The sequence below is a fragment of the Ruegeria sp. TASC047 genome (assembly GCF_059612445.1).
Window position 1 is genome coordinate 144,072 of the sequence record NZ_JBXWQP010000034.1, and the last position, 26,087, is coordinate 170,158.

Here is a 26,087-nt window from a genome sequence, read left to right on the forward strand (position 1 = left end):
CATGAGAATTTGGCTGTTTAGATTTATTGGAATAGTCGCTTTGCTCGCTTTCGCAACTATCGCTTTTGTTTGGCTGTTGCTTGCTGCTCCACTTTTCTCGAAAATGCGACGCAACCTTGTGGAAAAGGTTCTTTCGGAGCAAATTGGACAGCCGCTTCTGGTCAACGACGATGTGAGCGTCGCACTTGGTCGCATTACCCACATTTATGTCGGTGGCGTTGTAATCCCCAGCGAGACACTGCCAGATACATCTCTTGCAGAACTAAAGCTCCTTGAAATGGAACTGGACGTTGCCGCCTTGGCCAACGGGAGTCTGCACTTTGACAACCTTTTGGTGGACGGTCTCCAGGCAAACTTTCTTACAGCCTCTGATGGCACAACAAGCTGGCGAAAAAGCCGACCAATGCCAACGCCTCAAACCAACGGGTCGCTTGCAGAGGACAAGCAGGATGCTGAGGCCGAAATCGAGACGTTCGAAGTTGGTGGCAAAGAAAGCAGTGGGATTCTTACTTTTCTCAGCGACAAGAACGTCAGCTTCACATCCATCGGTTTGAACGTTGACGACCAGGTTTCAGGTTTTTCGTTTGTGTTTGATCTTCAGTCACTCGCCCTCGAACAAGCAGCTGATGAACAAAGGACAAAGGTCTCGGGGACAGGCTCCGTCAACGGTCAAGGTTTCGAAATCGAGGGCGACTATCCCCATGACGCGCCGTTTACGACGCGGGCCAACTTTGGAGAAATGACTGTCCGCTACGATGGCGAGCCATTCGCGGAAGACGAAGGTGGCGGTTACCGGGCTGTCCTGGAGATGGATACTGGTGAATTCGGCGACTTTCTCGATGTCATGGGGTTGGAACGAGTTCTGGAAGGTAATGGCCAGTTGCAAGCTGAACTTGTGTCTCAGGACGTCCTAACAATCGAAACATTTACAACAACCGTAAGCCTTGAAGATGGACAAAAACTCGAAGCTGAAGGTTCTGTTGATGATCTCTATACAGCTCAAGGTGTCGATCTGCTTTTCAATGCGCGACTTCACCCAGAGGGACAACCGCCCCAAGCGGCAAAGAGTATTCAAGATCTCAAGTTTACAGGCTTTGAAATGCATATGGTTGGATCCCTCGCCTCCTTTGAATTCGAGAAATTACTGTTTGAAACCAACGCCTTTGACCAAGGGCTGGACGTGATCGGTCCAGCCTCTATCAAGAGCATTCGCCGCATGCCGGATGGCCGCCTCGCGATGTTGGGCATTACCTTGCAAGCTGGCCCAATCGAGGAGCCGGTTCTGAAAGCTGAAGGCGAAATACTCGACCTGCTTCAGCTTCAGGACATGACCTTCGATGGCATGCTGAATGGGCCTGCCAAATTGATTTTGCCCGATCTCGACGAAGGTTTTGTCGACCAGTTTGGCGGTATTAAGGCGGACTTCAGCATATCCAATGCGGGAGGCCCGGTATCATTAAATAGGTTCAACGCGACCAGCTATGACACCGATCTTTGGGCGCTCGACCTTGCGTTGTCGGTCAATGAGCTCAAAGGGCTGGCCGGGCTTGATTTCGACGTGAACCTGGATGTGGGCGATGGAACTCAATTTCTGAACGCGCTCAACCTGCAACCTATCGAAATTGGCGCACTCGGCATTGATGCTGAAACCTCTAAGCAGGGCAAGGACTTTAATGCTGCAATCGAGTTCGAAGCTGGCTCCTCGCAGCTTCTAGCGGCTTTAGATGCAAAATTTCCGGATGGCTCTTCTGTTGTTCGCGGCAACGTTACCAGCGAGAGGCTCGATCTCAACGACCTGAAGAACCTGACTGCCGTGCTGGACCAATTGAAAAGCCTGGTAGGGGAGACCCCAAAAGAACCTGAAGCCGAAGTTCAGCCTTTGGTTTTGCCGAAGGAGACAGACGTCCAGTCTCTGGTGCTACCGAAGGAGAAAGGGAAGCCAGCTGACCTTCTGGATGTGCAGCGCGTGCTGCGAGAAGCTGACGTCGAGGTACAGATCGAATTCAAAGAGATTGTAGGCCAGCAAGGCGTTACTTCTGTTTCCAGCCAATTGTCTGCCAAAGAAGGAACCGTGGATTTCGGCCCGCTCCAGATGGTTTATGGTGGCGGAAACTTCAACCTGCGTGCGGTCATGGATCTGATTGACTCACCTGATTGGCTTTCATTGTCAGGATCGACCTCGGGATGGGAATTCGGCGAAATCTTGGATGAATTGGGCATTGGAATTGATGCCTATGGGCGTTTGAGCGGTGAGTTCAACGTTTCTGGCAGTACCGCCTCGGGCAAGGCCTTCGTCAACTCGATGCGCGGCAATGCGTCTTTGTCGATGTCGCAAGGTTACATTAGTACCAGTCTTCTTGAGTTGGCCGGGTTAGGTATTTTCCCTTGGCTGTTTTCAGAAGAGTTCAGACAAGGCTACACCGACATCACTTGCGTGGTTGCTCCGGTTGATATTCAGGCGGGGCGGGTCAGTTCAAACTCCATCGTCATTGAAACAGCATCGATTCAGTTGGTGGCCAGGGGACAAGTGGACTGGTTGAACGATACGATTGCAATACGAGCGGAGCCACGGCGCGTGGGCAAACCCCTTTCCCGAAGCGCTTGGCCCTTTGATGTGACGGGCCAGCTTTCGTCGCCAAAATTCAAGCTGGATGTGGGCGGGTCCAGAAACAAGGCTCCGGTCGGTGCTGATGAAATGCCTGCCGATAGGCAGCCATGTGTGCCGGACATCAATCAATTGCAATAATTGGACGCGTCCTAGTTCTTCAGTGGTTCCGGCTGTTCGGCCTGACACGCCAGAACGGCCTCAATGGCTTTGGCAGACCCGCCGAGATCAAGCTCCACCTCGGCCCCACTTTCACCAATGATCGTAACGCTTTGGCGTTTTCCAAACTCGGTTACAAATGCCGGATTGTCGAAAAATGCGTAGCCACCGGGCACGCCATTCTTGTAGACACCTACGGCCTCACCTTCGAACTGCGCATCACCAAAATCAAATCTTACTATGCCTGTCGCACCGTCCTCGACTTGAACCCAGGCCGGATTGTAGGCGGCAAAAAAGCCGCCAGCCTGGTTTGGTGCAGCGCCAATTTCTACTGTCATATCGTCTTCAAAGGCCCTCCACGCGAGACAACCGTTGCCTTTTTCTGGATCGATGAGAATTGCCCAGTCGCCGGACTCACCCCACTGTTCCATCCCGGCTGCGTGAACAAACCCAGGCAGAAGCACTACAGTTGCGGAAAGTACCCACTTGATCATCCGGAGCCTCGCTGAGTTCTGAAGATTTCTTGTTTGATTCTAATCATTGCTCAATGTCAATCAATCCAATCCGACGACGGCGGTGTTGCGTTTTTGAAGTTTCTTAGATGAACCTGACGAGTTGTTAGTCAGATATGTGAGCAAGCTCAGCATCCCAATCAGCCAAAGGTATTTTGCGGTCCGGCGGATCAGCGATGCGACGTATGAGTGACCAAAAGCTAACACTAAGCTGCTATCAGACCACTAGCTTCGCCTGCGATATCGACTATGCAGTCATCGCCGGTCTGAATGCGAATTGCCGGGCTTTCCCCTCCGAGTTCCAATTTGGGAGAGGTTAACCAGAACGCGCATTGCCACGGGCTCATTTCACGTGGCAGGGCTTTCAACACTTTTTCCATCAAAGGAAGCGGGGTTCCATCCTCAGCAAACTGGAAAGATGGATAGGCGTTGGCCCCATTGTAAGGCAACGAAAGTACTTTCCCGGTTCGTGTCCAGATGTCGGCTATCCGCGTGATCTGCCAGGAGCCCTTCTGCCATTGTGCGTGCACGCCGGCATCGTCCAGCAACGGATACTCACGCGCAAAATCAGCCATCCGGATGTCATTGACCGCGCAACAATGCCCCTCGATTTTATGCAAATACATCTATTTACTCACTGAACTCACTAACAACTCATGAAACGATACTGCCAAAAAATCGTTCTAGCCAAAGTTAAAAAGTTCACATTGGGCAAACTTAACTTCAGCTAACCTCGCTTTTTTAACTTAGCGTTCTGAAATTATTGTTGGTTTGCTTACAATGGCCCGCGGTACTGACGCTCGTAAAACCAGGCCTGAATTCGTGGCTTTGTTACTCATTGGAGTTGTAATCCTCACAAGCTGAGGGCATTGGCCATGGATCTACCGAACCAATCTCTGGTTTGTGAGTGATCAACATCAACGCATTGGACAAAGCCGCCAGTCACTCTGTCCAGTGTTGGAATCTAGTACCGAGCGTGGGCTCTCTTTTTTACGATCACGATCCTCTTCATCTGACACTCCCGCAAAAAGACGAACAGTCCTGATCCTAAGATTAGCGTGACACCAAGCGCGATGGGGAGGTTTTGCATTTCTACCGACCTAAATTCCTTTCTCTAGTCACAATAAGGACTGATCATTCCAAAAATTTCCTATCGCCATCTTGAACTTCTGGACTGATCATTCCACATCTAAGGCATGAGTAAAGAAACTCTCCCAGTTACCGGCATCAAGTCGACCGCAGGTCCGGGTCGGCCTCGTGCCTTCGATGAAGCTGAGGCATTGGAAGAAGCCTTGTGCGTATTCTGGCACAAGGGCTACGAGACTGCGTCCGTGGATGATCTGACCAAGGCCATGGGTTTGAGTCGGTCCAGCTTCTATGGAGCGTTCGGCAACAAGCAGGCTTTGTTTCACAAAGCCCTCAGCCACTATTCAAGGCGTGGTTTGAAAGAGCTGCGTGACGTTGCTGACGCGGGCGGAGATGACCCTGTTGGTGCGATAATGGAGGCTTTGGCGAACCCGCAAGGCGGTCGTGATGGCTGCATGCTGATCAACTGTCTTACTGAGCTTGCGCCGCATGATGATGAAGTGGCGGCTCTCGGGCGTCAGCATTTGGAGAATATTGACGAGATTATTGCGAGAGCGCTTGAGCCTTCGAATCCGGGACAGGCCCTCGACAAGGCACGCGCCTTTGCGTCCCTTGCTATTGGAACATTAGCCTTGCGCAAGGCGGGCGTTCCCGCTGAGCAGATATCGCAAACCCTGAAACAAGCCCGGTTGGTGATTTCGCCATAAGGCCTCCCGCCACCATAAGGAAATAAAGCTTAAAACAAACTCAATCAAGAGACAGTGACCCTAATATTGGACTGATTGATCCAATAATATCTGAACGAAGTTTACCAAAGAAGGAAGCAGCAATGGCTGATGAAAAACTGTTCTCCGGCATCAAAGCTGGTGCAATCGAGCTGAAAAACCGCGTTGTCATGGCGCCATTGACCCGCAACCGGGCAAGAGCCGAGGATGACAGTGTCCATGAATTGCAGGCCAAGTACTACGCCCAGCGGGCGGGTGCAGGTCTGATCATCACGGAGGCTTCGCAAATCTCGCCCCAAGGCAAGGGCTATGCCTGGACGCCCGGCATTTATTCCGAAGCGCAGATCGACGGCTGGAAAAAAGTAACTGAGGCCGTCCATGCCAAGGACGGGAAGATTGTAATCCAGCTTTGGCATGTGGGCCGGATTTCGCATTACAGCTTGCAGCAGGATGGTGGCGCCCCTGTTGCACCATCCGCAATTGGAGCTAAGGCCAAGACGTTTGATGGTGAGCAGTTTGTTGAAACATCTGAACCGCGGGCTCTGGCCATCGAAGAAATTGCTGGCATCGTTGCGGACTACCGGAGGGCCGCGGAAAACGCCAAAGAGGCCGGTTTCGACGGTGTTGAGGTCCATGCAGCCAACGGATATCTTATCGATCAATTCCTGCGGGACGAATCCAACCAGCGCGAAGACGAATACGGCGGTCCTGTCGAGAATAGAGCACGGTTCCTGAAAGAGGTCATGGACGTGGTTGTCGATGTCTGGGGCGCCGACCGCGTTGGTGTCCGCCTCAGCCCATTCTCGGACGCCAACAACATCTCCGACAGCGACCCACAGGCGACATTCACCCATGCCGTCAAATTGCTGAATGGTTATGGGCTGGCCTATCTCCATCTCGTGGAGGGACAGACCGGCGGCCCGCGCGATATTCCGGAAGGTGGCGATCTAAAGGCGCTCTATGAATTGTTTGACGGTGCGAAAATGGGCAACAACGCTTATGACCGGGAAATGGCGATAGAAGCGGTTGAAACCGGAGCCGTCGATCTGGTGGCCTTTGGCCGGCCGTTCATTTCCAATCCGGATTTTGTCAATCGGCTGGAGAAAGACGCCGCGCTGAATGAGCTCGATCCAACCACTCTCTACGGCGGCAATGAAAAGGGGTACACCGATTACCCGGCACTGGAAGAGGAAGCGGTTGCCGCAGAGTGATACATCGCTCCTAACTCCGTAGTGACAAGCAAAACCAAGCAAAGTGAGCGCGTCGGTTTGAACGCGCTCACCTAGCAGTTACGGAAATGCCCATTCTTGAAGCGAGGATCTATCACTAGCCTGTGAATGAACTGCTTCCCTATGGTCAGGGTTGAATATTTCCAATCAGAATGCACTCTTGATTGAGAAGCGCCCGGTTTTAGTTGAAGAAGATTTGCGGTGACTACCATCAAATGAGCGCGTTTCTTGAACCGCGCAATGCTATGGGCAAATCGTGCAAACTTATGCGCAAATGGTGCGCAATATTATGTGCGATAGTTTTCAATTTTTGTGAGTAAAATCAATGGCGGGGATGCAGCATTGTGAGCGCCCCTACACGGTTGATGGTCAGTCCATCGGTATTTTCCCCTCTCATGATATGGTGATTGTGCGATTGGGATTGACGCCGTCCCGGCTGGGTTACTCATCCTTGCCGCTGGCCAAAGAACTGATTTCCGCAGCTGGAAGCTAGCGTGCCAGGGTGCTGATACCTGTTGGCCGCGACAGACAGATCACGCCTGACAGGCGGGTATTTCGACAGATACATCCTCGATCAGGACACAGGGTCGCAGGAGAGTGTCTTGCAAGTTGTAGGCATTTAGTATACCGCGGCATACAAAATTAAGGCGCTGGTTTGTTACCCGCCAGCGCACCAGCTAAATGGTCGGAACCGTCATGAGCCTATATACAGAATACCTGAACGAGATTGAGACGCGCAAAGAGCAAGGTTTGCACCCCAAACCCATTGAAGACGGTGCGCTGCTTCAGGAAATCATCGAGCAAATCAAGGATGTCGACAACGTTCACCGCGCCGAGTCTTTGACCTATTTCATCTATAACACGCTGCCGGGGACAACCAGCGCTGCTGGTGAAAAGGCACAGTTCCTGAAAGAGATCATATTGGGTGAAGCCTCGGTCGAAGAAATCTCGCAGGCCTTCGCGTTCGAGCTGCTGTCACATATGAAAGGCGGCCCCTCGGTCGAGGTTCTGCTGGATCTGGCGCTGGGCGATGATGCGTCGATCGCAAATCAGGCGGCAGAGGTGCTGAAATCGCAGGTGTTCCTGTATGATGCGGATACCCAGCGCCTCAAGTCTGCTTTTGAGGCCGGAAACGCGATCGCAAAGGACATTCTGGAAAGCTATGCCAAGGCCGAGTTCTTTACCCGGCTGCCTGACATTGAAGAGGAAATCAAGGTTGTGACCTATGTCGCGGCCGAAGGAGACATTTCCACCGACCTTCTGTCGCCCGGCAATCAGGCGCATTCTCGTGCGGATCGGGAATTGCATGGCAAATGCATGATCACACCGGCGGCGCAGGCCGAGATTCAGGATTTGCAGAAACAACACCCGGACAAACGTGTCATGCTGGTCGCCGAAAAAGGGACCATGGGCGTCGGGTCGTCGCGCATGTCCGGCGTCAACAACGTAGCCCTGTGGACTGGAACGCAAGCCAGCCCTTATGTTCCTTTTGTGAACATTGCACCAGTTGTCGCGGGAACAAACGGAATCTCACCGATCTTCCTGACCACCGTTGGCGTGACTGGAGGTATCGGCATTGACCTGAAGAACTGGGTCAAAAAGCTGGATGACGACGGCAACCCGATCCTGAACAACGACGAAAGTCCTGTTCTTGAACAGAAATACTCGGTCGAGACCGGAACCGTTCTGACTATCAACACAAAGGACAAGAAGCTTTACAACGAAGCAGGCAATAAAGAGCTTGTCGATGTATCGTCGTCCTTCACGCCGCAAAAGGTCGAATTCATCAAGGCTGGCGGCTCTTACGCGATTGTCTTTGGGAAGAAGCTGCAGACATTTGCGGCCGAAACCCTTGGCGTTGCGCTGGAATCTGCATTTGCTCCGTCCAAGGAAATCTCACACGAGGGTCAGGGCCTGACAGCTGTCGAAAAGATCTTCAACAAAAACGCGGTTGGCGTGGCTGACGGAAAGGTTCTGCACGCGGGTTCGGATGCTCGGGTTAAGGTCAATATCGTTGGGTCGCAAGACACCACCGGCCTGATGACCGCGCAGGAGCTGGAAGCTATGGCGGCAACAGTGATCTCGCCCATCGTTGATGGCGCATATCAGTCCGGATGCCACACAGCGTCGGTTTGGGACGCAAAGGCGCAGGCGAACATTCCTAAACTGATGAAATTCATGAACAACTTTGGCCTGATCACTGCGCGTGATCCCAAGGGCGTTTACCATTCGATGACAGACGTAATCCACAAGGTGCTGAACGACATCACCGTGGACGACTGGGCCATCATCATTGGCGGCGACTCGCACACCCGCATGTCCAAAGGCGTAGCGTTTGGCGCGGATTCGGGCACCGTTGCGCTGGCGCTGGCCACCGGTGAAGCCACGATGCCGATCCCTGAATCGGTTAAGGTGACCTTCAAGGGCCAGATGGCAGATCATATGGATTTCCGCGACGTGGTTCACGCCACCCAGTCGCAGATGCTGAAGACATTCGGTGACAACGTCTTCCAGGGCCGGATCATCGAAGTTCATATCGGCACCTTGCTGGCGGATCAGGCGTTCACCTTTACCGACTGGACGGCCGAGATGAAGGCCAAGGCGTCGATCTGTATTTCCGAAGATGACACGCTGATTGAATCTCTGGAAATCGCCAAAGGCCGCATCCAGATCATGATCGACAAGGGCATGGAGAACGAAGCCCAGACGCTGCAAGGTCTGATCGACAAGGCGAATGCGCGGATCGCGGAAATCAGGTCGGGTGAAAAGCCGGCCCTGAAACCTGATGAAAACGCCAAGTATTTTGCCGAACTCGTCGTTGATCTGGATGAGATCGACGAACCGATGATTGCCGATCCGGATGTGAACAACGCTGACGTATCAAAGCGTTACACCCACGACACGATCCGCCCGGTTTCCTACTACAAGGGTGAAAAGAAGGTCGATCTGGGCTTTGTTGGATCGTGCATGGTGCATAAGGGCGATCTGATTATCGTCTCGCAGATGCTTAAGAACCTTGAAGAGGAACAGGGCACTGTCGAGTTCAAGGCCCCGCTGGTTGTCGCAGCACCAACCTACAACATCATTGATGAGCTGAAAGAAGAAGGCGAGTGGAGCATTCTTCAGAAATACTCGGGCTTTGAATTCGATGATCTGTTCCCAAAAAACAAAGCACGTACGGAGTATGAAAATATCCTGTACCTTGAGCGGCCCGGCTGTAACCTTTGCATGGGGAACCAGGAAAAGGCTGCAAAAGGCGATACCGTTCTGGCGACATCCACGCGCCTGTTCCAGGGTCGCGTTGTTGAAGACTCGGATGAGAAAAAGGGTGAGTCCCTGCTGGCGTCGACACCGGTTGTCGTACTCTCGGCCATATTGGGCCGGACCCCAACCGCCGAGGAATACAAGTCGGCGGTAAAGGGGATCGACTTGACCAAGTTTGCACCGCCGATGGAAAAGCCTGCGGCCGCGAAATCGGCTCACTTCTGAAGGCGTTTTGAACCTTGTAAGCCCGACCGCCAATAAATGGAGGCCGGGCTTTTCCAATTGAACGACACTCCCCGCCCTTCGACACCTCGTCTTAGCAAAGATGGGTTATGCACCTGACACATCCGCTCAGGTTCCGTTTCGGCGGACCCTGTCAAAGAATGGGTAAAGGGCCGCGGGTCTTGGTCTGGCGAAGAACAAAGTTGCTGCGGGTGTCGCGGACAAGTCCCGATTTCAACAAGCGCTGCATGATAAAGACCTCAAGATCCTCGGGGGTTTTGGCGTAAACCTTCAGGATAAAGTCATGATCCCCGGTGATCGAGGCGCACTCCACGATTTGCGGCTCGGTCTCGACCAGACGAAGAAACGCCGAGATGCTGTTTTCCTGATGGTCTTTCAGTGCAACGTGGACATAGGCGATGGCATTCAAGCCTACAGCCTTGGCAGAGACCTGGGCGCGATACCCTGAAACCACCCCGGACGACTCGAGGTCACGGACGCGGCGCCAGCATTGCGACGCCGATAACCCGGTCCGGTCGGCAAGCTCCTGCATTGACAGACGCCCGCTGGCCTGAAGCTCTCGCAAAATATCGATGTCGGCTACGTGAAGCATTTGGCCCGAAAATAGCAATATTTAGGAATGTTCCGTTCATAATACGGACGATACTCAGAATATCAAAACAAATTCCTCACGTGAGTTGAGGTATCCTGATCTCATGCAGGAGGATGCTGATGCCCAAATCGACCAAATATGTCGCCAAACTGGCTGATGAATATGGCCACATTGCCTACACAGATGAAGAGAATGCGGTCTGGGCTGATCTTTACGCGGCACAGGAAGAAAATGTGCGGCGCTATATGGCACCGGAATACCTAAGCGGTTTGGCGCGGCTGGACCTGCCGAAGACCAAAGTGCCTTCTTGTGCGGAAATTTCGAAACGGTTGCTGGACCTGACCGGCTGGCGGGTGCAGCCGGTTCCGGCGCTGATTGGGTTCAAGACGTTTTTCGGGATGCTGGCGGATCGGGTTTTTCCGGCCGCCTCTTTCATCCGCTCCCGGGAAGATTTCGACTACATCGAAGAGCCGGATATCTTTCATGAGATATTCGGACATACACCGTTGTTAAGTGATCCGCGTTTTGCCGCGTTCAGCCATGCCATCGGGCTAGCCGGAAAGCAGGCAGATGACGCGGATTATGCCTGGTTGATCAGGCTCTACTGGTTTTCAATCGAGTTTGGCTTGCGCCGCCAGAACGGTCAGATCAAGGCGCTGGGTTCAGGGTTGGCGTCGTCGCCGACAGAACTGGTCTATGCCGTGACCAGCGACATACCCGATCGTGACCCGTTTGACGTTCTGACGATTCTGCGAACACCCTACCGGATCGATATGCATCAGATGGGGTATTTTGTTCTGGATGACCCTGAAGAGTTGTTTGAGGCCGCCGAACGGGACCTTCTGGCAGATGTTCGTCGTGCGCGCCGCCTCGGGCTGTTGCCGAACAAGTTTCCCGAAAAGGTAACCGCCGCCGAGTAGCGGGGGCTGCGTCTTTTCAAGCGTCAAGGTTTTTGTACATATAGGTTGTGGGCTCAAATTTTGGTTCAAATGGGTTCCGGCAGTAATTCGGTATTTCCCCCGCGATTTGAAACCCGAGGCTTTGATAAAGCAGCCGCGAGGGATCGGTGCTGCGCGTATCAAGTACGAGCATCGTGCGCCCCACCTCTCGCGCCCGAAGAACAAGCGCATTCACCAGGGATCGGCCTAACCCCCGCCGTCTGGCGTTGGGGTGGACCAGAAGTTTCGCCACGTCGGCGCGGTGGGGTTGGTTGGGCATTGCCGCCGGGATCAATTGAACGGTGCCTGCAATGCGGGGACCGTCATACGAAACGAACAAGTCCAGCTTACCAGACCTCAGACCGGGCTGTACGTTTTGTTGCCAGTACGCACGCGCATCGTTCAGGTTAAACGGAAGTATGAAACCTATGCTGGCCCCATCATGAATACAGGCATGCAGGATTTCAGCCAGGTCATCCAGCGCCGCGTCAAAATCGTTATCGGTCAGGCGCGTGATCATATAAGCACCAGCAGGTAACGTGCACCACGCGACGCCCCTGTTTCAAACCGGGTCGGTCCCGACAGATGGTAGCGCAGGCAATCCCCGGCGTTCAGCGCGTGGGGAGCTCCATCAACCGTCAGAGTAAGCGCGCCGTCCATTAAGATCAGGTGATGCTCTTGCCCCGATTTAGGAGGCACTTCGTAGGTGATGACCGTGTCCCGGGGAAGGTGGCATTCCAGAACCTCGGCGTTCAATCCATTTGCGGGTGGTGAAACAGCACGGCGGGTGAAGCCGGTTTCGGGGTCGCGCCACTCGGTCTGGCGTTCGAATGGAACCTTGGGGTCAAAGCTGTCTTCAACCATCATCAGCAGGCGTGAGATCGGCAGATGGTATACAGCGCACAGACGGCCTAGATTGTCGGCTGTTGGGCTGACATCCCCTTTTTCCATACGGGACAAGGTGGCGCGGCTGATCCTGCTGTGTTCGGCAAGGTAATCCAAAGACCAACCACGCCCGCGGCGCAGTTCGTTCAGGCGATTGGCAAGGCGGTTTGACAGGGTGTCAGGCATTACAACTTCGTGAAAAAAATTCTCATATACGAGAAAATATACTAACAAATATCACGTATCAACGAAAAAGGATGCGGACAATCCGCATCCTATTCAAGAAGTCAGCGCTAAGAAGGATTACTTCCAGCCAACTTCGTTAAAGATCTTCTGCGCTTCGGGGATGTTCTTTGCAACGTCTGAAAGGTTCACGTCGTCTGCCTTGAATTCACCCAACGCCTTGACCGACTCGGCCAGTTCGACATTTGGAACTGCTGGGAACTCGTCATTTCCCGCCGAGAAGTATTTCTGCGCCTGATCGCTGGCCAGATATTCAAGGAACAGGATCGCGTTTTCCTTGTTGGGTGCGTGCGCGGCGACCCCACCACCGGATAGATTCATATGCGCGCCATAGCTGTCCTGGTTCGGGAAGACCCAGCCGATCATATCGCGGTCTGCGGACAAGCCTTTGACGTCTGTGCGAATGGAACGCGCGAAATAGTATGTGTTCGAAACCGCGATGTCACACTCGCCCGAAACGATGCCGCGCAACTGGTCGGTGTCACCGCCCTGCGGGTCACGCGCCATGTTGGCGACAACACCCTCGGCCCAGGACTTGGCGGCCTCAGTGCCTTCATGTGTGATGATCGATGCCAGCAGGGTCTGGTTGTAGGTGTTGGTCGAAGACCGGATACAGACCATTCCCTTGTATTCCGGTTTTGCCAGATCAGCGTAGGTGGCCGGCGGGTTGGTCACGTTTTCCTTGTCGAAAAAGATGATCCGACCGCGTTGCGAGAAACCAAACCACTGATTGTCGCTGTCCTGCAGGTTGGCTGGAATGCGCTCTTCCAGTTTTGCGCTGTCGATCGATTGCAGGATACCTGCGTTCTTGGCCCGCGCCAGACGCGACGTGTCCACGGTCAGCATCACGTCGGCAGGTGAGTTCGCGCCTTCCGCTTCCATCCGGGCAATCAGCTCATCCGCTTTGCCTTCGATCCTGTTGATCTTGATGCCGGTTGCGTCTTCAAAATCGGTATACAGCCGTTCGTCGGTGTCATAGTGGCGCGACGAATAAAGGTTCAGCTCGCCCTCGGCGGCAGCAGAGGTTGCGATCAAAGCCGACAGCGCGGCGGCCAGGCAGGTCGTGGATTTCAGCATAGTGTGCCTCAACAATTGAATTTCGGGCCGGTCATTAATCCGACTGATTTTCTCAATTATACGATTCTGGGCAGGATGCAAGTAAATCCGACTGATTTACTTGGTCAAAAGGTCGCTAGTGACGTTCAATATGCGATGCTCTGAAGGCATACGAGGGGGGAAGGTTGGTGGTAACGTGGTCGAGGGACTTGGTCCAAGCGCTTCTAGCGGATATTTTGGCAAGACAGATTGTCCGAGAAAAAGAATATGCCGTCTTATTCACTTAAAGGAAGAACGTGAGATATGCCCGAAACACTGGCTGAAAAATTGGAGAAATCTAAACTTGGCCATTGGATGTCGCGCTTTGAAGGGTTCATGGTTTTATTGGTGTGGTTGGTCCTTTTGCCACACTGCCGCAGCTCGTGAAGCTGTATTTGACGCATTCGCACCATGCCTCGGGACAATCCTTGTTGTCTTGGTCGCTATATACCGCCTTATCCCTGCTTTGGTTTGCTTACGGCTTGGTTGTTGGAAAGCTTCCAATCTATGTCGGCAACGGGATTTCGATGGTTCTGAACTTTCTTATGGTCGTGGGCATTCTGATCCATGCAGGGATTACATTTTAGGCGCGGGTGGAACAAAAAAACCGCACTCGAAGGTGCGGTTTCTTTAAGCAGTGATGTGCAGTTCTTAGCCCTGACGAGCTTTGAACTTGCGCTGCGTCTTGTTGATCACGTAGACGCGGCCTTTGCGACGCACAATCCGGCAGTCGCGGTGCCGGTTCTTGAGCGAGCGGAGCGAGTTCTTGACCTTCATGGTCTGTCTCCAATCTGCGGCGCCTTCATCAAGGACGTGGCCAGCGCCTGGGTTACTCGGGTGCCCCGGACAACCGGAACAGTGAAACGATGGTGGGCGGTACAAGGATCGAACTTGTGACCCCTTCGATGTCAACGAAGTGCTCTACCGCTGAGCTAACCGCCCACTTTCCCTTTGCGTGCCTTGCCCCATAACGAAATGGGGCGCGGATCCCCGCGCCGGTAGCGGGGTCTATAAAAGGAGTCGCAAAAGGGTTCAAGGGGTTTGGAAGAACAATTTTTCCGGTCTATGTTGATTACGAACACGGAGGGATCATGCAAAGCGCAGCCTATGTATTGGATATGCCCGAAAACCGCACCTCGTGCGTGGTTTTTTCATCGCCACACAGCGGGCGAGAGTATCCTGAGGCATTTCTGAACCGGTCCGTGTTGAACCGGAGCGTGATTCGATCCTCAGAAGACGCCTTTGTTGATCAGCTGTTCGCGCCCGCGGCGGAAAACGGTGCCCCTTTGATCAAGGCGGCCATGCCGCGTGCCTATCTGGATTTGAACCGCAGCCTGGATGAGCTTGACCCGGCCTTGATCAGCGGTGCCCGCAGGCACGGGCATAATCCAAGGGTCGCGTCAGGGCTGGGGGTGATTCCCCGCGTAGTTGCCAACGGTCGGGCAATCTATCGCGGCAAACTTACCATGGACGAAGCGCGGCTGCGCATCGACACCTATTGGCGCCCTTATCATGCGCGGTTGAAATCCCTGCTGGCCGAATCACACGAGATGTTCGGACAGGCAATTCTGGTGGACTGCCACTCGATGCCGCACGAGGCGGTGGCCATGGCGGGCACTGCGCGCGGAAGGCGGCCCGAGATCGTGCTGGGCGACCGGTTTGGCGCGTCCGCGTCGTCAGAGGTCGTCGATATCATTGAAGCCGCTTTCGCGGCAGCGGGTCTCAACGTGGCACGCAATGCGCCTTTTGCCGGAGCATATGTGACGCAAACCTATGGTCGTCCCGGTCGCCAGCAGCACGCTGTACAGATCGAGATCGATCGCGCTTTGTACATGGACGAAGAGAAAATCGCGCCCAATGCCAATTTCATGGCGTTCTCGAAGCTGCTCAGGCAGGTGGTTCGCGAGATTTCCAGCCTGGGTGCGAGCCCAGAGCGTCTGGCGGCGGAGTAGCTTCAGCGCAGCGCACGGCCCTTCATGATTGCTTCGGCCCCGAACCGCTGGCGAATCTCGTCCGTGGCCCGTTCGGCCTTGGATCTGCGGGCAGCATCCGGATCCAGCAAGTCGCCGGAAATATCCGCCTGATCCGCCGGGCAAAGGTCGGACAAACCACAGCCCAACAATCGATATGGCCCCTGATCGCCAACCTGATCGAACAGGCCCCGGGCCGTGCGGTAAATCCGGTCGGCAATCTGTGTCGCATCCCGCAAGGATACGCGCCGCGTCAGGACCTTGTGATTGGCTTTCTTCAGTTTCAACGTGACAACCCGGCCAGCCAGATCCTTTGCCTTGGCGCGGTCCGACACTTTCAAGGCCATCCGCCACAAATGACCGTCCAGAATATCAAGGCTCGACGTATCTTCGAAAAATGTCGTCTCGTTGCTGATGGATTTCATCGGCTCATGCGCCGATACGCGTCGCTTGTCCTGACCCCGAGCCAAGTGCCACAGGCGATATCCCATTGAGCCGAACCGCGCGGTCAGCGCTTCCTGATCCCAACGCAGCAAATCACTGAAAGTTCTGATCCCTGCCTTGTCCAGCGCTTCTTGCGCAGCTGGGCCAATGCCCCAGATCAACCGTACGGGTTTGTCATTCAGAAACTCTGCCGTTTCCGCCTTGCCAATCACTGAAAATCCGCGCGGTTTGTCGAGGTCCGATGCGACCTTGGCCAAAAATTTGTTGTGACTTAACCCGATAGAGCCGGTGACACCGATTTCATCCTTCATGCGCTTGACCAGACGCGCCAGCATGACGGCCGGCGGCGCGCCATGCAGACGTTCGGTTCCCGACAGGTCCATGAAGGCTTCGTCCAGCGACAGGGGTTCGACCACGGGTGTCAATTCATCCATCATGGCGCGGATGTCGCGCGACACCCGCGCGTAGACGGACATGCGCGGCTTGATCACGACGGCTTCGGGGCAGAGTTGCAAGGCCTTGAACATGGGCATGGCCGACCGGACGCCGCGAATACGCGCAACATAGCAGGCAGTTGAAACAACGCCGCGCTTGCCGCCGCCAATGATAACCGGTTTGTCCGCCAGTTCCGGGTTGTCACGTTTCTCCACCGAGGCATAAAAGGCGTCACAATCCATATGGGCAATCGACAGGTCAAACAGTTCAGGGTGTGTCTTTACCCGCGGACTGCCACAGGCAGTACAGCGTTGTTCGATTGACAAGGTGGTCAGGCAATCTCGGCAAAGACCGGGCATCTGCGTCCTCATGCGTTCCGCAGTTGGCTTGGACGTTCTTTATATCACCTGTGATCCTGGATCAAAGGCCTTGCTGAAATGGGGTGATTTGGAAAGAAGACCCCCCGCACATCGCGGGGGGAAGTAACGAACCTCAGGAAGAAGCGGTTCGTTGGGGAGTATTCCACTTCAGAATCCCTGAAAATCCTTAGTTTCGATAGGATGAAGGTTGTGCCGAGAAAACTCGGGTTTTGAATGTGTGTTTTCTGGCACAGAGACGATTTGGCGCGGTTTTGTCAAAAAGTGACCTAAGGTCAACTTGTTGCGCGGAAAACCCAACGCAAAACCCACCTGAAAAGACCAAGTGGTCTTAGCACACCTTCAGAGAATTTAGTTCGGAAAGAACGGCCTCAGCAGTGGCTTTTGGGTCTTTTGCCTGATAAATCGGGCGGCCGACAACGATATGATCCGCGCCATCCTGAATAGCGCTTGCAGGGGTTGCTACACGTTTCTGGTCACCAAGCGCTGCGCCAGCCGGGCGCACACCAGGGGTTACGATCAGACGCCCTTCAGCCTGTGGCAGAGCCCGGATCAGGGCGGCCTCTTGCGGGCTGGCGATAACGCCATCAGCCCCGGCTTCAAAGGCCTTGGCCGCGCGTTCGACAACCAAATCCTGCACATCACCAGATTTCAAAAGACTTGCGTCCAGATCGTCGCGGTTCAGCGAGGTCAGGATGGTTACGGCGAGGATCTTCAGGTCTTTACCCGCAGCACCTTCTTTGGCGGCGCGCACCACATGAGGGTCACCATGCACGGTCAGAAAATCCAGATCGAATTGCGCCAATCCCCGCACGGCATTCTCAACTGTATTGCCAATGTCGAACAACTTCATGTCCAGGAAGATGCGCTTGCCGTGATCCTGTTTCAGTTCGTTGGCCAATGCCAGCCCGCCACCCGTCAGCATACCCAGCCCGATTTTGTAGAATGAAACGCTATCCCCCAACCGTTCGGCCATGGCCAACCCTTGCAGAGCGTTGGGAACATCAAGGGCTACGATCAGGCGGTCATCGGCGGTTTGGGGCATTGGTTCGGCCTTTCAAGCTTGACGGGATCGGCGCTTCTTTAGAGTGTGTGACGCATTGAGACAAGAAAAGACGCAGGAAAATACGGGATGATACGGTTGGGTGCGGTGGCCTCGGCGGCTGTTCTGGTCGGGGCGGGCGCGGTCTGGGCCGGTGAGACGGATTGCGGCGAGGCCCGACTGGTCTGGGCAGACGTCAAGGACAGCGGGTCGGCGACGGCCATCGAGAATTTTGTACAAATCTACGCTGATTGCCCGATCTATTCGCAGCTGGCACGCGATCTGCTGGTCGGGCTGACCGGGGAGGCCCCTGCGTCGGCAAGGGCCGACGCGCCCAAGGAACCGCAACAGCGCCTGCGGGTCTCCGACCTTCGCCCCCGGCCGGAACCCGCCCCCGATGATCCGCCGCAGGAACCCGACTATTCGGACGGAGAGTATGAGTGCCTGATGGCTGCCTCCGTTCCGGGTCAGTCTCCTTATTTCGACGGGGTTGAATGGGCCGACCTGGACGCCGAGAATGCGATGGCGATCTGCGCTGATCTGCTTTTGAAAGACCAGGATGTCGATGCCGAGGTCGTGGCCGCCTTTGGCCGGGCACTCATGAAGGGCGGCAAGCTGGAAATGGCGCTCGAGTTTTCTGAACTGGCCGCGATGGAGGGTAGCGGGCTGGCGATGAACACGCTCGCCTCTTTCTATAACGATGGCGAGATCGTTCCCGAGGACGCCGAGACTGCGTTTGCCTGGTACATGGCGGCTGCCGAAACCGGTCTGCCGATGGGGATGCACAACGTGGCGCATGGATACGAAAACGGGAAAGGTGTTGCGCCCGACATCGACAAGGCGCTGTACTATTATGAAAGGGCCGCGTTCTTCGGATACGAGCAGTCTCTACTGCGCCTCGGCACGTTTTATCGCGAAGGCAGGCATGTCGCGCGCGATATGCAGCGCGCGGTCGACTATCTGAAGATGGCGGCCCGAAACGGCAGCGCCGATGCGGCGGTGCGCCTGGGTTACATCTACGAGATCGGCGAGGCCGGCTACACCAAGGACATCGAACGGGCGCTGGACAATTATTTCCTGGCTGCCAAGCAGAACAATGTCGTGGCGCTGCACAATCTCGGGTCTTTGACCTATCACGGGCGGGACGGTGTGCCCCAGGACACGGAAGCGGCCTTGTTGTTCTGGGGCAGGGCCGCAAAGCTTGGCGATGTGAAATCGCAGCGCAAATTCGGCCGGTTGCTCTATGAAATCGGCGATGTCGAAGAGGCGCTGAGGTTTCTTCGCCTCGCGGTCGAGCAGGGCGATGACGAGGCGCAAAAGCTGATCCGGCAGATCGAAGGCGGTTGACGCCCACGGCTGACAAAGGAGCTAGCGGTTTCCCCGCTTTGTCCCAACTGTGCTATGGTGCTGCCATTCTGAAACAAAAATTGCATCAAAGGGACAGACCATGAAGCACCTTGTTCCGCCAGCCGTCGTGGCCACGCTGGCCACGCTGGCCGCCTGCGCCGACAAGCCGCCACAGCCCGAAACGGGCGCCGCGCCGTCCCCGACCAATGACGATTTGTATCTCGTCCGCGGCTATAGGTCCGAGGGTGATTGGTGTCAGCTGACCGGTGAAACGGCATTTACCGGCAATTTCCTGGATCATACGGCAGATCTGGTTTCTTGCCCGAAGGGAAGTGCGGCCGCCCAATCATTGGTGAATGATCTGGGTGCCGTTCAGGTCGCCGAGACCGGTGGTTATACAGTCTATACCATCCAGCGCGAATAGGTCGATTTCTGTGTTTTAGCCTCTTGAACCACCGAAGATATTTCCCAGATTGAATGTGAGGCTTCGACCGATATGTGCTGCCAGGCGGGCATGTCAAAACGGGGCGCTTGGAAAAGGAGAATATCATGGACTTGAACAAGTTCACCGAGCGGGCACGGGGATTCGTGCAGGCGGCGCAGACCATTGCGCTGCGCGAGGGGCACCAGAGGCTGGAGCCCACACATATACTCAAAGCATTGATGGATGACGATCAGGGGTTGGCCAGTAACCTGATTTCGCGCGCGGGCGGTGCACCGAACCGCGTGGTTGAGGCGCTGGACGCGGCAATGGGTAAAATCCCTAAGGTCAGCGGCGACGCCAGCCAGATTTACATGGACGGCCAGACCGTCAAGGTTCTGGACGAGGCCACAAAAATAGCTACCAAAGCGGGCGACAGCTTCGTCCCTGTCGAACGTGTTCTGATGGCACTGTGCATGGTGAAGTCCAAGGCCAAGGATGCGTTGGACGCCGGAGCCGTATCAGCGCAAAAACTGAACGAGGCGATCAACGACATTCGCAAGGGTCGCACTGCTGACAGCGCGTCGGCGGAAGAAGGCTATGACGCGCTCAAGAAGTACGCGCGTGACCTGACCGAGGCTGCAGCCGAAGGCAAAATTGATCCGATCATCGGTCGGGATGAGGAAATCCGACGTTCGATGCAGGTTCTGTCGCGTCGCACCAAAAACAACCCGGTTCTGATTGGTGAACCCGGCGTCGGCAAGACCGCGATTGCCGAAGGTATGGCCCTGCGCATCGTGAACGGTGACGTTCCGGAATCGCTGAAGGACAAGAAGCTGCTGGCGCTCGACATGGGTGCTTTGATTGCTGGCGCGAAATACCGTGGCGAGTTCGAAGAACGCCTCAAGGCCGTTCTGACCGAGGTGACTGAAGCCGCGGGAGAGATCATCCTGTTCATCGACGAGATGCACACGCTGGTCGGTGCCGGGAAATCGGACGGTGCAATGGATGCGGCCAACCTGATCAAGCCTGCGCTTGCCCGGGGTGAGCTGCATTGTATAGGTGCAACCACGCTGGATGAGTATCGCAAATACGTGGAAAAAGACGCAGCCCTTGCGCGCCGGTTCCAGCCTGTAATGGTACAGGAGCCGACGGTCGAAGATACGATCAGCATCCTGCGCGGCATCAAGGAAAAGTACGAGTTGCACCACGGTGTGCGCATCTCGGATTCAGCGCTTGTTTCAGCGGCGACCCTGTCGCACCGCTATATCACTGACCGCTTTCTGCCCGACAAAGCCATCGACCTTGTCGACGAGGCGGCATCGCGTCTGCGGATGGAGGTCGACAGCAAGCCCGAGGAACTCGATCAACTCGACCGGAACATCCTGCAGATGCAGATCGAGGAAGAGGCGCTGAAGCTTGAAGATGACGCGGCCTCGAAAGATCGTCTGGAAACCTTGCAAAAGGACCTGGCCGATTTGCAGGAACGGTCCGCCGAGATGACAGCACAATGGCAGGCCGAACGCGACAAGCTGGCGGGGGCCCGTGACCTGAAGGAACAGCTCGACAAGGCGCGTGCTGATCTTGAGATCGCCAAGCGTGAAGGCAACCTCGCCAAAGCGGGGGAATTGTCCTATGGCGTCATCCCCGAGCTTGAGAAAAAGCTGACCGAGGCCGAGAACGCCGAAAGCAATGGTATGATGGCCGAGGAAACGGTGCGCCCTGAACAGATTGCTTCCGTCGTGGAGCGCTGGACCGGTATCCCGACCTCGAAAATGCTGGAAGGTGAGCGCGAGAAGCTGCTGCGGATGGAAGACGCTTTGCATTCCCGCGTGATCGGTCAGGATGCAGCGGTGACTGCTGTCGCCAACGCCGTGCGCCGTGCGCGTGCAGGTCTGAATGACGAAGGTCGCCCGTTGGGTTCGTTCCTGTTCCTCGGGCCGACCGGCGTGGGTAAGACCGAGCTGACCAAGGCCGTGGCGAATTTCCTGTTCGATGACGACAACGCGATGGTGCGTATCGATATGTCCGAGTTCATGGAGAAACACGCGGTTGCCCGTCTGATCGGTGCCCCTCCGGGCTATGTCGGTTATGACGAAGGCGGTGTGCTGACCGAAGCCGTGCGGCGCAGGCCCTATCAGGTCGTGCTGTTTGACGAGGTCGAAAAGGCGCACCCGGATGTGTTCAACGTGCTGCTGCAGGTTCTGGATGATGGGGTTCTGACCGATGGTCAGGGCCGCACCGTGGACTTCAAGCAGACGCTGATCATCCTGACGTCGAACCTTGGGTCTCAGGCGCTCAGCCAGTTGCCCGATGGCGCGGACAGCGCGCAGGCACGCCGTGACGTGATGGATGCGGTGCGGGCACATTTCCGGCCCGAGTTCCTGAACCGTCTGGACGAAACGATCATCTTTGACCGCCTCAAGCGGGCCGATATGGATGGCATCGTCGATATCCAGATGGCGCGTCTGCAAAAGCGCCTGGCGGCCCGCAAGATCGAACTGGCCCTGGACGATGGTGCCAAGGAATGGCTGGCCAATGAAGGCTATGACCCTGTCTTCGGAGCCCGCCCGTTGAAACGCGTGATTCAACGCGCCCTGCAAAACCCGCTGGCCGAAGCGCTGCTGGCCGGTGAGATCAAGGATGGTGAGGTTGTTCCGGTCACCGCCGGGGCTGATGGCCTGATCATCGGTGACCGGTTGGGGACGTCAGAACGGCCCCGCCCGGATGATGCAGTGGTGCATTGATTTAGGCACAAACGGAAGACCCGCCGCATTGGCGGGTCTTTTTTGTCTGCATCTACGCTCTTCGACGCGCCAAAATTCCCCGGCTTGTCCGGGATGGTGGGCCTGCGGGGAATGAGTACTCGCTTTCGCATTCAAAGCCAGCTTTGTGCACTAGTCCCAGAATTTCTTCTCTGCCGAATGTGCGATGGCGCCATTGCAGCCAGATGATTGCATTGCACCAATGCGGCTTTGACACCACCAGATACAAACGACCGCCAGGGCGCATCATATCGTGAATCTTCTCAAGTGCGCGCAACGGATCGGGGCAATGTTCGATGACATGCGCAGCCAGTGCCACATCAGCAGGTTCCAGAACGACAGACCCTAACAAGCCCTGCACAAGTCTTGGCTCGACACCCCGCGCCTGTAACGCGTTTTGACCCTGTTTCAACATGGCTTGACTGGGTTCGAGAAGGGTTATTTCGACGGGTGACCCATGAATAGCGACCCAGGCTTCTGCAAACGAGGCCGTCCCGGCACCGATATCAACAACCCGACTGTTATGCTCTGTCGCGAGCTGACTTGCTGACAGAAAACCAAGATACGCATCGTAATAACCAAGAGCACGCATCTTATCCCGCCATTTTGGTGCAGCGGTATCATAGCGCCGTGTGGTATCAGACTTGGTCTTGCCCATTGGCTGGCTTGCTCTCAGTGCCTACCACTCATGGAATGCGCAGATGGAAACTGGCCACCGAAGAAAGCGGGCCAGTTTCGCCAAACGTCAGTTTCATCAGATCAGCGCAAGTATCCGCGCCGGACCTCCGGTGCCGCCTGCGTGTTTCGGTGCGCCAATAACAAGTGTTGCGCCCGACGCGGGTACCTGATCCAGATTGGCCAGGCATTCGATCCCGAACCGGCCGGATGGCAACCAGGCATAATGGGTGGCGAAATCCGCAGACATGCCGTGATCCAGTGACAAGGTGTCAACGGCAATAGACCGCGCTCCGGTTTCTTCCATCAGCATCTGCGCAGCTTCAACGTGAAAGCCCGGGTAATGCTGCGCTTCACCGTCGAAATTGCGGAACGCGTCCGTTGCCGTTTTGCCAGCCCACCCAGAGTGCATGGCCACACAAGCCCCGTCTGGTATATCGCCATTGGCGGCTATCCAGGCTTTCAGGTCATCAGGGGTTAAACGCGTATCGGCGTCTTCTGCTGCGCGGGCAGCGATATCGACCACGCAAAGTGGTGCAACCAGATCTGAGACCGGGATTTCATCGACCGAAGCCCCATCCGCAGAAAAGTGCAACGGGGCATCTATATGCGTGCCCGTATGCTCATTGATCGACAAATTGAACAGATTGAATCCGTGCTCCGCGAAATTGAATGCCTGTTCGGCCGAGATACCCGGCTCTCCGCCCCAGGTCGGGAACTCCGGGCTGAGCGTGTGGGTCATGTCTTGGACACCGCCATGCCCCGCGGCCAGTGCGGCCGGTGCCATAGCCCCGGTTGCGGCAGCCGCAACACCCGATGCCGCAGCGGCTTTGAAGAACCCGCGCCGGGACAGCATCCTGTCTTTTACGGCGTTCATTACACAGATATCACACATATTTCGTCCTCCCATTGCGGCCACGCGGCTGCAAAAACAGGCCCGCCACACTGTTGATCGCGTATGGTGCCTATCTGACAGAGTGCAGTTTTGGACCCGCAGTTGTAAAGACTGCAGTCAGACTACCCGGTTGTGTTTCTCCTTTCAGAACCAGCTCTCAGCGAACCGTATATCCCCAGCGTAATGTTCGAGCACTGAGAGTTGGCTCAGGTCGTGACAACCGCTGAAAGCGGGCAGAGCGCGGCACAATCCGCCTGTCTGGGCCTGTCGCCACTCGGAAAGTTACAATCACGTCGCTCAAACGTGACGCCTGTTTCCATGGGTCTGTGCTATCAGCACCCTAAGTCTGTAATGACAAACGAATATGACGGAGACCTAAATGGCGCATCGCTGGACCAATACATTAACACATGCCGACGTCACCCCACGGGCGTCGTTCCTGAACCGTCGGCAGGTCATGGCCGGGATGGCGGGTGTTGGTGTGGCGGCAATGGGCCAACCAGCTGCGGCGCAGGATGCGCTGGAGCCGAACACCTGGGATGAGATCACGAGTTACAACAATTATTATGAGTTCGGGACCGGAAAAGATGACCCGGCGAAATATGCGCATACGCTGGTGACCGAACCCTGGAGCGTAAAGATTGACGGTCTGGTCGATCGTCCTGGTGAGTATGATTTCAAGGACATCCTGTCCGAGATGACGATCGAAGAACGCATCTATCGCTTCCGTTGCGTTGAAGCCTGGTCGATGGTCGTACCATGGAACGGGTTCGAACTGGCCGATCTTTTGAAAATGGCGGGGGTGAAAGACGGCGCGAAATACGTAGCGTTCGAAACGGCCCACCGCCCGGATGAGATGCCGGGAACGCGCTATCCCATTCTGGAATGGCCCTATCGCGAGGGTTTGCGCCTGGACGAGGCGATGCATCCGCTGACGATCATGGCCACTGGTATCTATGACAAGCCGATTCCAAATCAGAACGGCGCGCCTTTGCGTCTGGTCGTACCGTGGAAATACGGGTTCAAATCGATCAAGTCGATTGTCCGGATCACGCTTGTTGAAGAAGAGCCGCCCACCAGTTGGAATATGGCCAATTCGCGAGAATACGGTTTTTATAGTAATGTAAACCCGAACGTTGATCATCCGCGCTGGTCGCAAGCTTCCGAACGTGAAATCGGCGGCGGCCTGTTTGCCTCGCGCAAACCGACGCTGATGTTCAACGGTTATGAAGAAGAGGTCGCCAGCCTTTATGAAGGTATGGATCTGGCCAGGAACTACTAGAATCATGCAGGCCATCAATCAGACACTCCGGCGTATTCCGGTATGGGCCGTTTATCTGATGGGCGCGCTGCCCGCGCCCTGGCTGTTCTATCTTGGCCTGACTGGCGGTTTGGGAATCGAACCGATTGAGGCGCTGGAACACCGCTATGGCGAACTGGCTTTACAGTTGCTGATTGCCGGGCTGGCCATCACATCCTTGCGCCGATTTGTGGGCTTGAACCTGATGAAGTTCCGTCGGGCCATTGGGGTGCTGACTTTTGTATATGTCAGCCTGCATCTCCTTGTCTGGCTGGTTCTGGACGTTCAGCTTCCCAGCCAGATTTGGGCGGATATCCTCAAGCGTCCTTATATTACCGTTGGAATTGGGGCGTTTCTTTTGTTGTTGCCTCTGACGGCAACATCCAACAACTGGTCGGTGCGCCGACTGGGGCCGCGTTGGCGCAGGCTGCATTGGCTGGTGTACCCGGCCGCTTTGCTGGGCGGCCTGCATTACGTGATGCTGGCAAAAGGGTTTCAGATCGAGCCGCTGATCTATTTGGCAGCTATAGTCATCCTTCTTGCCCTTAGGTTGCCGATTCCAAGCCTGTCACTCCAGTCCAACACAGCAGATTCTGCCTGACTCGGAAGCGAGTCTGTGAGTAACATTGTAAACAAGGCGATAAAGTGCGGAACCCCATCTGTGTTTCCGACGATTCCGGCGCGCTTCCGCCTGATCGTGAATAGTTAACGTGTGGAAATTAAATAATTATTTTTGAAATTGACATTTTCTTTTGTTTTCGTGCATTTTCCGCTTGCGGGTTTTGAGAGTAATACTTAGAACCCCCTTCACCGGCGCAGCTGAGGTTGGCCTGACGGACT

At 55.3% G+C, this 26,087-nt stretch carries 23 protein-coding genes and 1 tRNA gene; 12 read left to right on the forward strand and 12 right to left on the reverse strand.

Features of this window, described 5'->3' with window-relative positions; genetic code table 11:
* Position 1: 1 nt before the first annotated feature.
* The gene (locus tag AC2FLO_RS14115; protein WP_496811706.1) at positions 2-2,746 is read left to right on the forward strand and encodes an AsmA family protein; all 2,745 of its coding nucleotides are present in this window, start codon (positions 2-4) and stop codon (positions 2,744-2,746) included.
* 11 nt (positions 2,747-2,757) lie between these two features.
* Here AC2FLO_RS14115 and AC2FLO_RS14120 read toward each other — a convergent pair whose 3' ends face one another.
* Both AC2FLO_RS14120 and AC2FLO_RS14125 read right to left on the reverse strand, forming a co-directional pair.
* The gene (locus tag AC2FLO_RS14120) at positions 2,758-3,258 is read right to left on the reverse strand and encodes a hypothetical protein (RefSeq protein WP_496811707.1); all 501 of its coding nucleotides are present in this window, start codon (positions 3,256-3,258) and stop codon (positions 2,758-2,760) included.
* A gap of 224 nt (positions 3,259-3,482) precedes the next feature.
* On the reverse strand, positions 3,483-3,851 hold the full coding sequence (locus AC2FLO_RS14125) for a hypothetical protein (RefSeq protein ID WP_480587134.1): 369 nt from the start codon (positions 3,849-3,851) through the stop codon (positions 3,483-3,485).
* Between the two features lie 621 nt (positions 3,852-4,472).
* Between AC2FLO_RS14125 and AC2FLO_RS14130 the strand changes: the two genes are divergently transcribed.
* From AC2FLO_RS14130 to AC2FLO_RS14140, 3 genes are all read left to right on the forward strand, one after another.
* Positions 4,473-5,069: a TetR/AcrR family transcriptional regulator gene (locus tag AC2FLO_RS14130; RefSeq protein ID WP_480587132.1), complete on the forward strand. Its 597-nt coding sequence runs from the start codon at positions 4,473-4,475 to the stop codon at positions 5,067-5,069.
* 122 nt (positions 5,070-5,191) lie between these two features.
* A complete protein-coding gene (locus AC2FLO_RS14135; protein ID WP_496755024.1) occupies positions 5,192-6,298 on the forward strand; it encodes an alkene reductase in 1,107 nt (368 codons plus the stop codon).
* 714 nt (positions 6,299-7,012) lie between these two features.
* A complete protein-coding gene (locus AC2FLO_RS14140) occupies positions 7,013-9,805 on the forward strand; it encodes a bifunctional aconitate hydratase 2/2-methylisocitrate dehydratase (protein ID WP_496755026.1) in 2,793 nt (930 codons plus the stop codon).
* Between the two features lie 151 nt (positions 9,806-9,956).
* Here the strand turns inward: AC2FLO_RS14140 and AC2FLO_RS14145 are convergent, their stop codons facing one another.
* Positions 9,957-10,415, reverse strand: a complete 459-nt coding sequence (locus AC2FLO_RS14145) for an Lrp/AsnC family transcriptional regulator (protein ID WP_496755028.1) — start codon at positions 10,413-10,415, stop codon at positions 9,957-9,959.
* A gap of 119 nt (positions 10,416-10,534) precedes the next feature.
* Here AC2FLO_RS14145 and AC2FLO_RS14150 point away from each other — a divergent pair, with 119 nt between their 5' ends.
* Positions 10,535-11,335, forward strand: a complete 801-nt coding sequence (locus AC2FLO_RS14150; RefSeq protein ID WP_496755030.1) for a phenylalanine 4-monooxygenase — start codon at positions 10,535-10,537, stop codon at positions 11,333-11,335.
* Positions 11,336-11,351: 16 nt separating this feature from the next.
* Here the strand turns inward: AC2FLO_RS14150 and AC2FLO_RS14155 are convergent, their stop codons facing one another.
* The 3 genes from AC2FLO_RS14155 to AC2FLO_RS14165 all read right to left on the reverse strand — a co-directional run bounded on the left by AC2FLO_RS14155 (position 11,352) and on the right by AC2FLO_RS14165 (position 13,558).
* A complete protein-coding gene (locus tag AC2FLO_RS14155; protein WP_496755032.1) occupies positions 11,352-11,873 on the reverse strand; it encodes a GNAT family N-acetyltransferase in 522 nt (173 codons plus the stop codon).
* The gene (locus tag AC2FLO_RS14160; protein ID WP_496755034.1) at positions 11,870-12,424 is read right to left on the reverse strand and encodes a helix-turn-helix domain-containing protein; all 555 of its coding nucleotides are present in this window, start codon (positions 12,422-12,424) and stop codon (positions 11,870-11,872) included. Before AC2FLO_RS14160 ends, AC2FLO_RS14155 begins: the two co-directional genes overlap by 4 nt.
* Before the next feature lie 117 nt (positions 12,425-12,541).
* Positions 12,542-13,558, reverse strand: coding sequence for a Fe(3+) ABC transporter substrate-binding protein (locus tag AC2FLO_RS14165; protein ID WP_480494584.1), 1,017 nt, complete (start codon positions 13,556-13,558; stop codon positions 12,542-12,544).
* A 401-nt stretch (positions 13,559-13,959) separates the two neighbouring features.
* Here AC2FLO_RS14165 and AC2FLO_RS14170 point away from each other — a divergent pair, with 401 nt between their 5' ends.
* Positions 13,960-14,163 carry a hypothetical protein gene (locus tag AC2FLO_RS14170; protein WP_496755050.1) on the forward strand — a complete coding sequence of 68 codons (204 nt, stop codon included), beginning with the start codon at positions 13,960-13,962 and terminating at the stop codon, positions 14,161-14,163.
* Between the two features lie 64 nt (positions 14,164-14,227).
* Here AC2FLO_RS14170 and ykgO read toward each other — a convergent pair whose 3' ends face one another.
* On the reverse strand, positions 14,228-14,353 hold the full coding sequence (ykgO, locus tag AC2FLO_RS14175) for a type B 50S ribosomal protein L36 (protein WP_008755722.1): 126 nt from the start codon (positions 14,351-14,353) through the stop codon (positions 14,228-14,230).
* Between the two features lie 90 nt (positions 14,354-14,443).
* Positions 14,444-14,518, reverse strand: a tRNA-Val gene (locus AC2FLO_RS14180).
* 149 nt (positions 14,519-14,667) lie between these two features.
* Here AC2FLO_RS14180 and AC2FLO_RS14185 point away from each other — a divergent pair.
* Positions 14,668-15,528: an N-formylglutamate amidohydrolase gene (locus AC2FLO_RS14185; protein WP_267365028.1), complete on the forward strand. Its 861-nt coding sequence runs from the start codon at positions 14,668-14,670 to the stop codon at positions 15,526-15,528.
* Positions 15,529-15,530: 2 nt separating this feature from the next.
* Here the strand turns inward: AC2FLO_RS14185 and AC2FLO_RS14190 are convergent, their stop codons facing one another.
* Both AC2FLO_RS14190 and pyrF read right to left on the reverse strand, forming a co-directional pair.
* Positions 15,531-16,784, reverse strand: coding sequence for a DNA polymerase IV (locus tag AC2FLO_RS14190; protein ID WP_496755037.1), 1,254 nt, complete (start codon positions 16,782-16,784; stop codon positions 15,531-15,533).
* A 349-nt stretch (positions 16,785-17,133) separates the two neighbouring features.
* The gene (gene pyrF / locus AC2FLO_RS14195; protein WP_496755039.1) at positions 17,134-17,847 is read right to left on the reverse strand and encodes an orotidine-5'-phosphate decarboxylase; all 714 of its coding nucleotides are present in this window, start codon (positions 17,845-17,847) and stop codon (positions 17,134-17,136) included.
* Positions 17,848-17,934: 87 nt separating this feature from the next.
* Here pyrF and AC2FLO_RS14200 point away from each other — a divergent pair, with 87 nt between their 5' ends.
* From AC2FLO_RS14200 to clpB, 3 genes are all read left to right on the forward strand, one after another.
* Positions 17,935-19,191 carry a tetratricopeptide repeat protein gene (locus tag AC2FLO_RS14200; protein ID WP_496755041.1) on the forward strand — a complete coding sequence of 419 codons (1,257 nt, stop codon included), beginning with the start codon at positions 17,935-17,937 and terminating at the stop codon, positions 19,189-19,191.
* A gap of 100 nt (positions 19,192-19,291) precedes the next feature.
* Complete coding sequence (locus tag AC2FLO_RS14205; RefSeq protein WP_496755043.1) at positions 19,292-19,615, forward strand: hypothetical protein; 324 nt, start codon at positions 19,292-19,294, stop codon at positions 19,613-19,615.
* A 125-nt stretch (positions 19,616-19,740) separates the two neighbouring features.
* Complete coding sequence (clpB, locus tag AC2FLO_RS14210) at positions 19,741-22,359, forward strand: ATP-dependent chaperone ClpB (RefSeq protein WP_267365020.1); 2,619 nt, start codon at positions 19,741-19,743, stop codon at positions 22,357-22,359.
* 52 nt (positions 22,360-22,411) lie between these two features.
* Here clpB and AC2FLO_RS14215 read toward each other — a convergent pair whose 3' ends face one another.
* On the reverse strand, positions 22,412-22,969 hold the full coding sequence (locus tag AC2FLO_RS14215) for a class I SAM-dependent methyltransferase (RefSeq protein ID WP_496755044.1): 558 nt from the start codon (positions 22,967-22,969) through the stop codon (positions 22,412-22,414).
* 162 nt (positions 22,970-23,131) lie between these two features.
* Positions 23,132-23,947 carry a cyclase family protein gene (locus tag AC2FLO_RS14220; RefSeq protein WP_480587095.1) on the reverse strand — a complete coding sequence of 272 codons (816 nt, stop codon included), beginning with the start codon at positions 23,945-23,947 and terminating at the stop codon, positions 23,132-23,134.
* A 379-nt stretch (positions 23,948-24,326) separates the two neighbouring features.
* On the opposite strand from AC2FLO_RS14220, the gene msrP reads away from it, so the two are divergent.
* Together msrP and msrQ are read left to right on the forward strand one after the other, a co-directional pair.
* Positions 24,327-25,229: a protein-methionine-sulfoxide reductase catalytic subunit MsrP gene (gene msrP, locus AC2FLO_RS14225; RefSeq protein WP_480539374.1), complete on the forward strand. Its 903-nt coding sequence runs from the start codon at positions 24,327-24,329 to the stop codon at positions 25,227-25,229.
* Between the two features lie 4 nt (positions 25,230-25,233).
* Positions 25,234-25,848, forward strand: a complete 615-nt coding sequence (msrQ, locus tag AC2FLO_RS14230; RefSeq protein ID WP_496755047.1) for a protein-methionine-sulfoxide reductase heme-binding subunit MsrQ — start codon at positions 25,234-25,236, stop codon at positions 25,846-25,848.
* Positions 25,849-26,087: the final 239 nt, after the last annotated feature.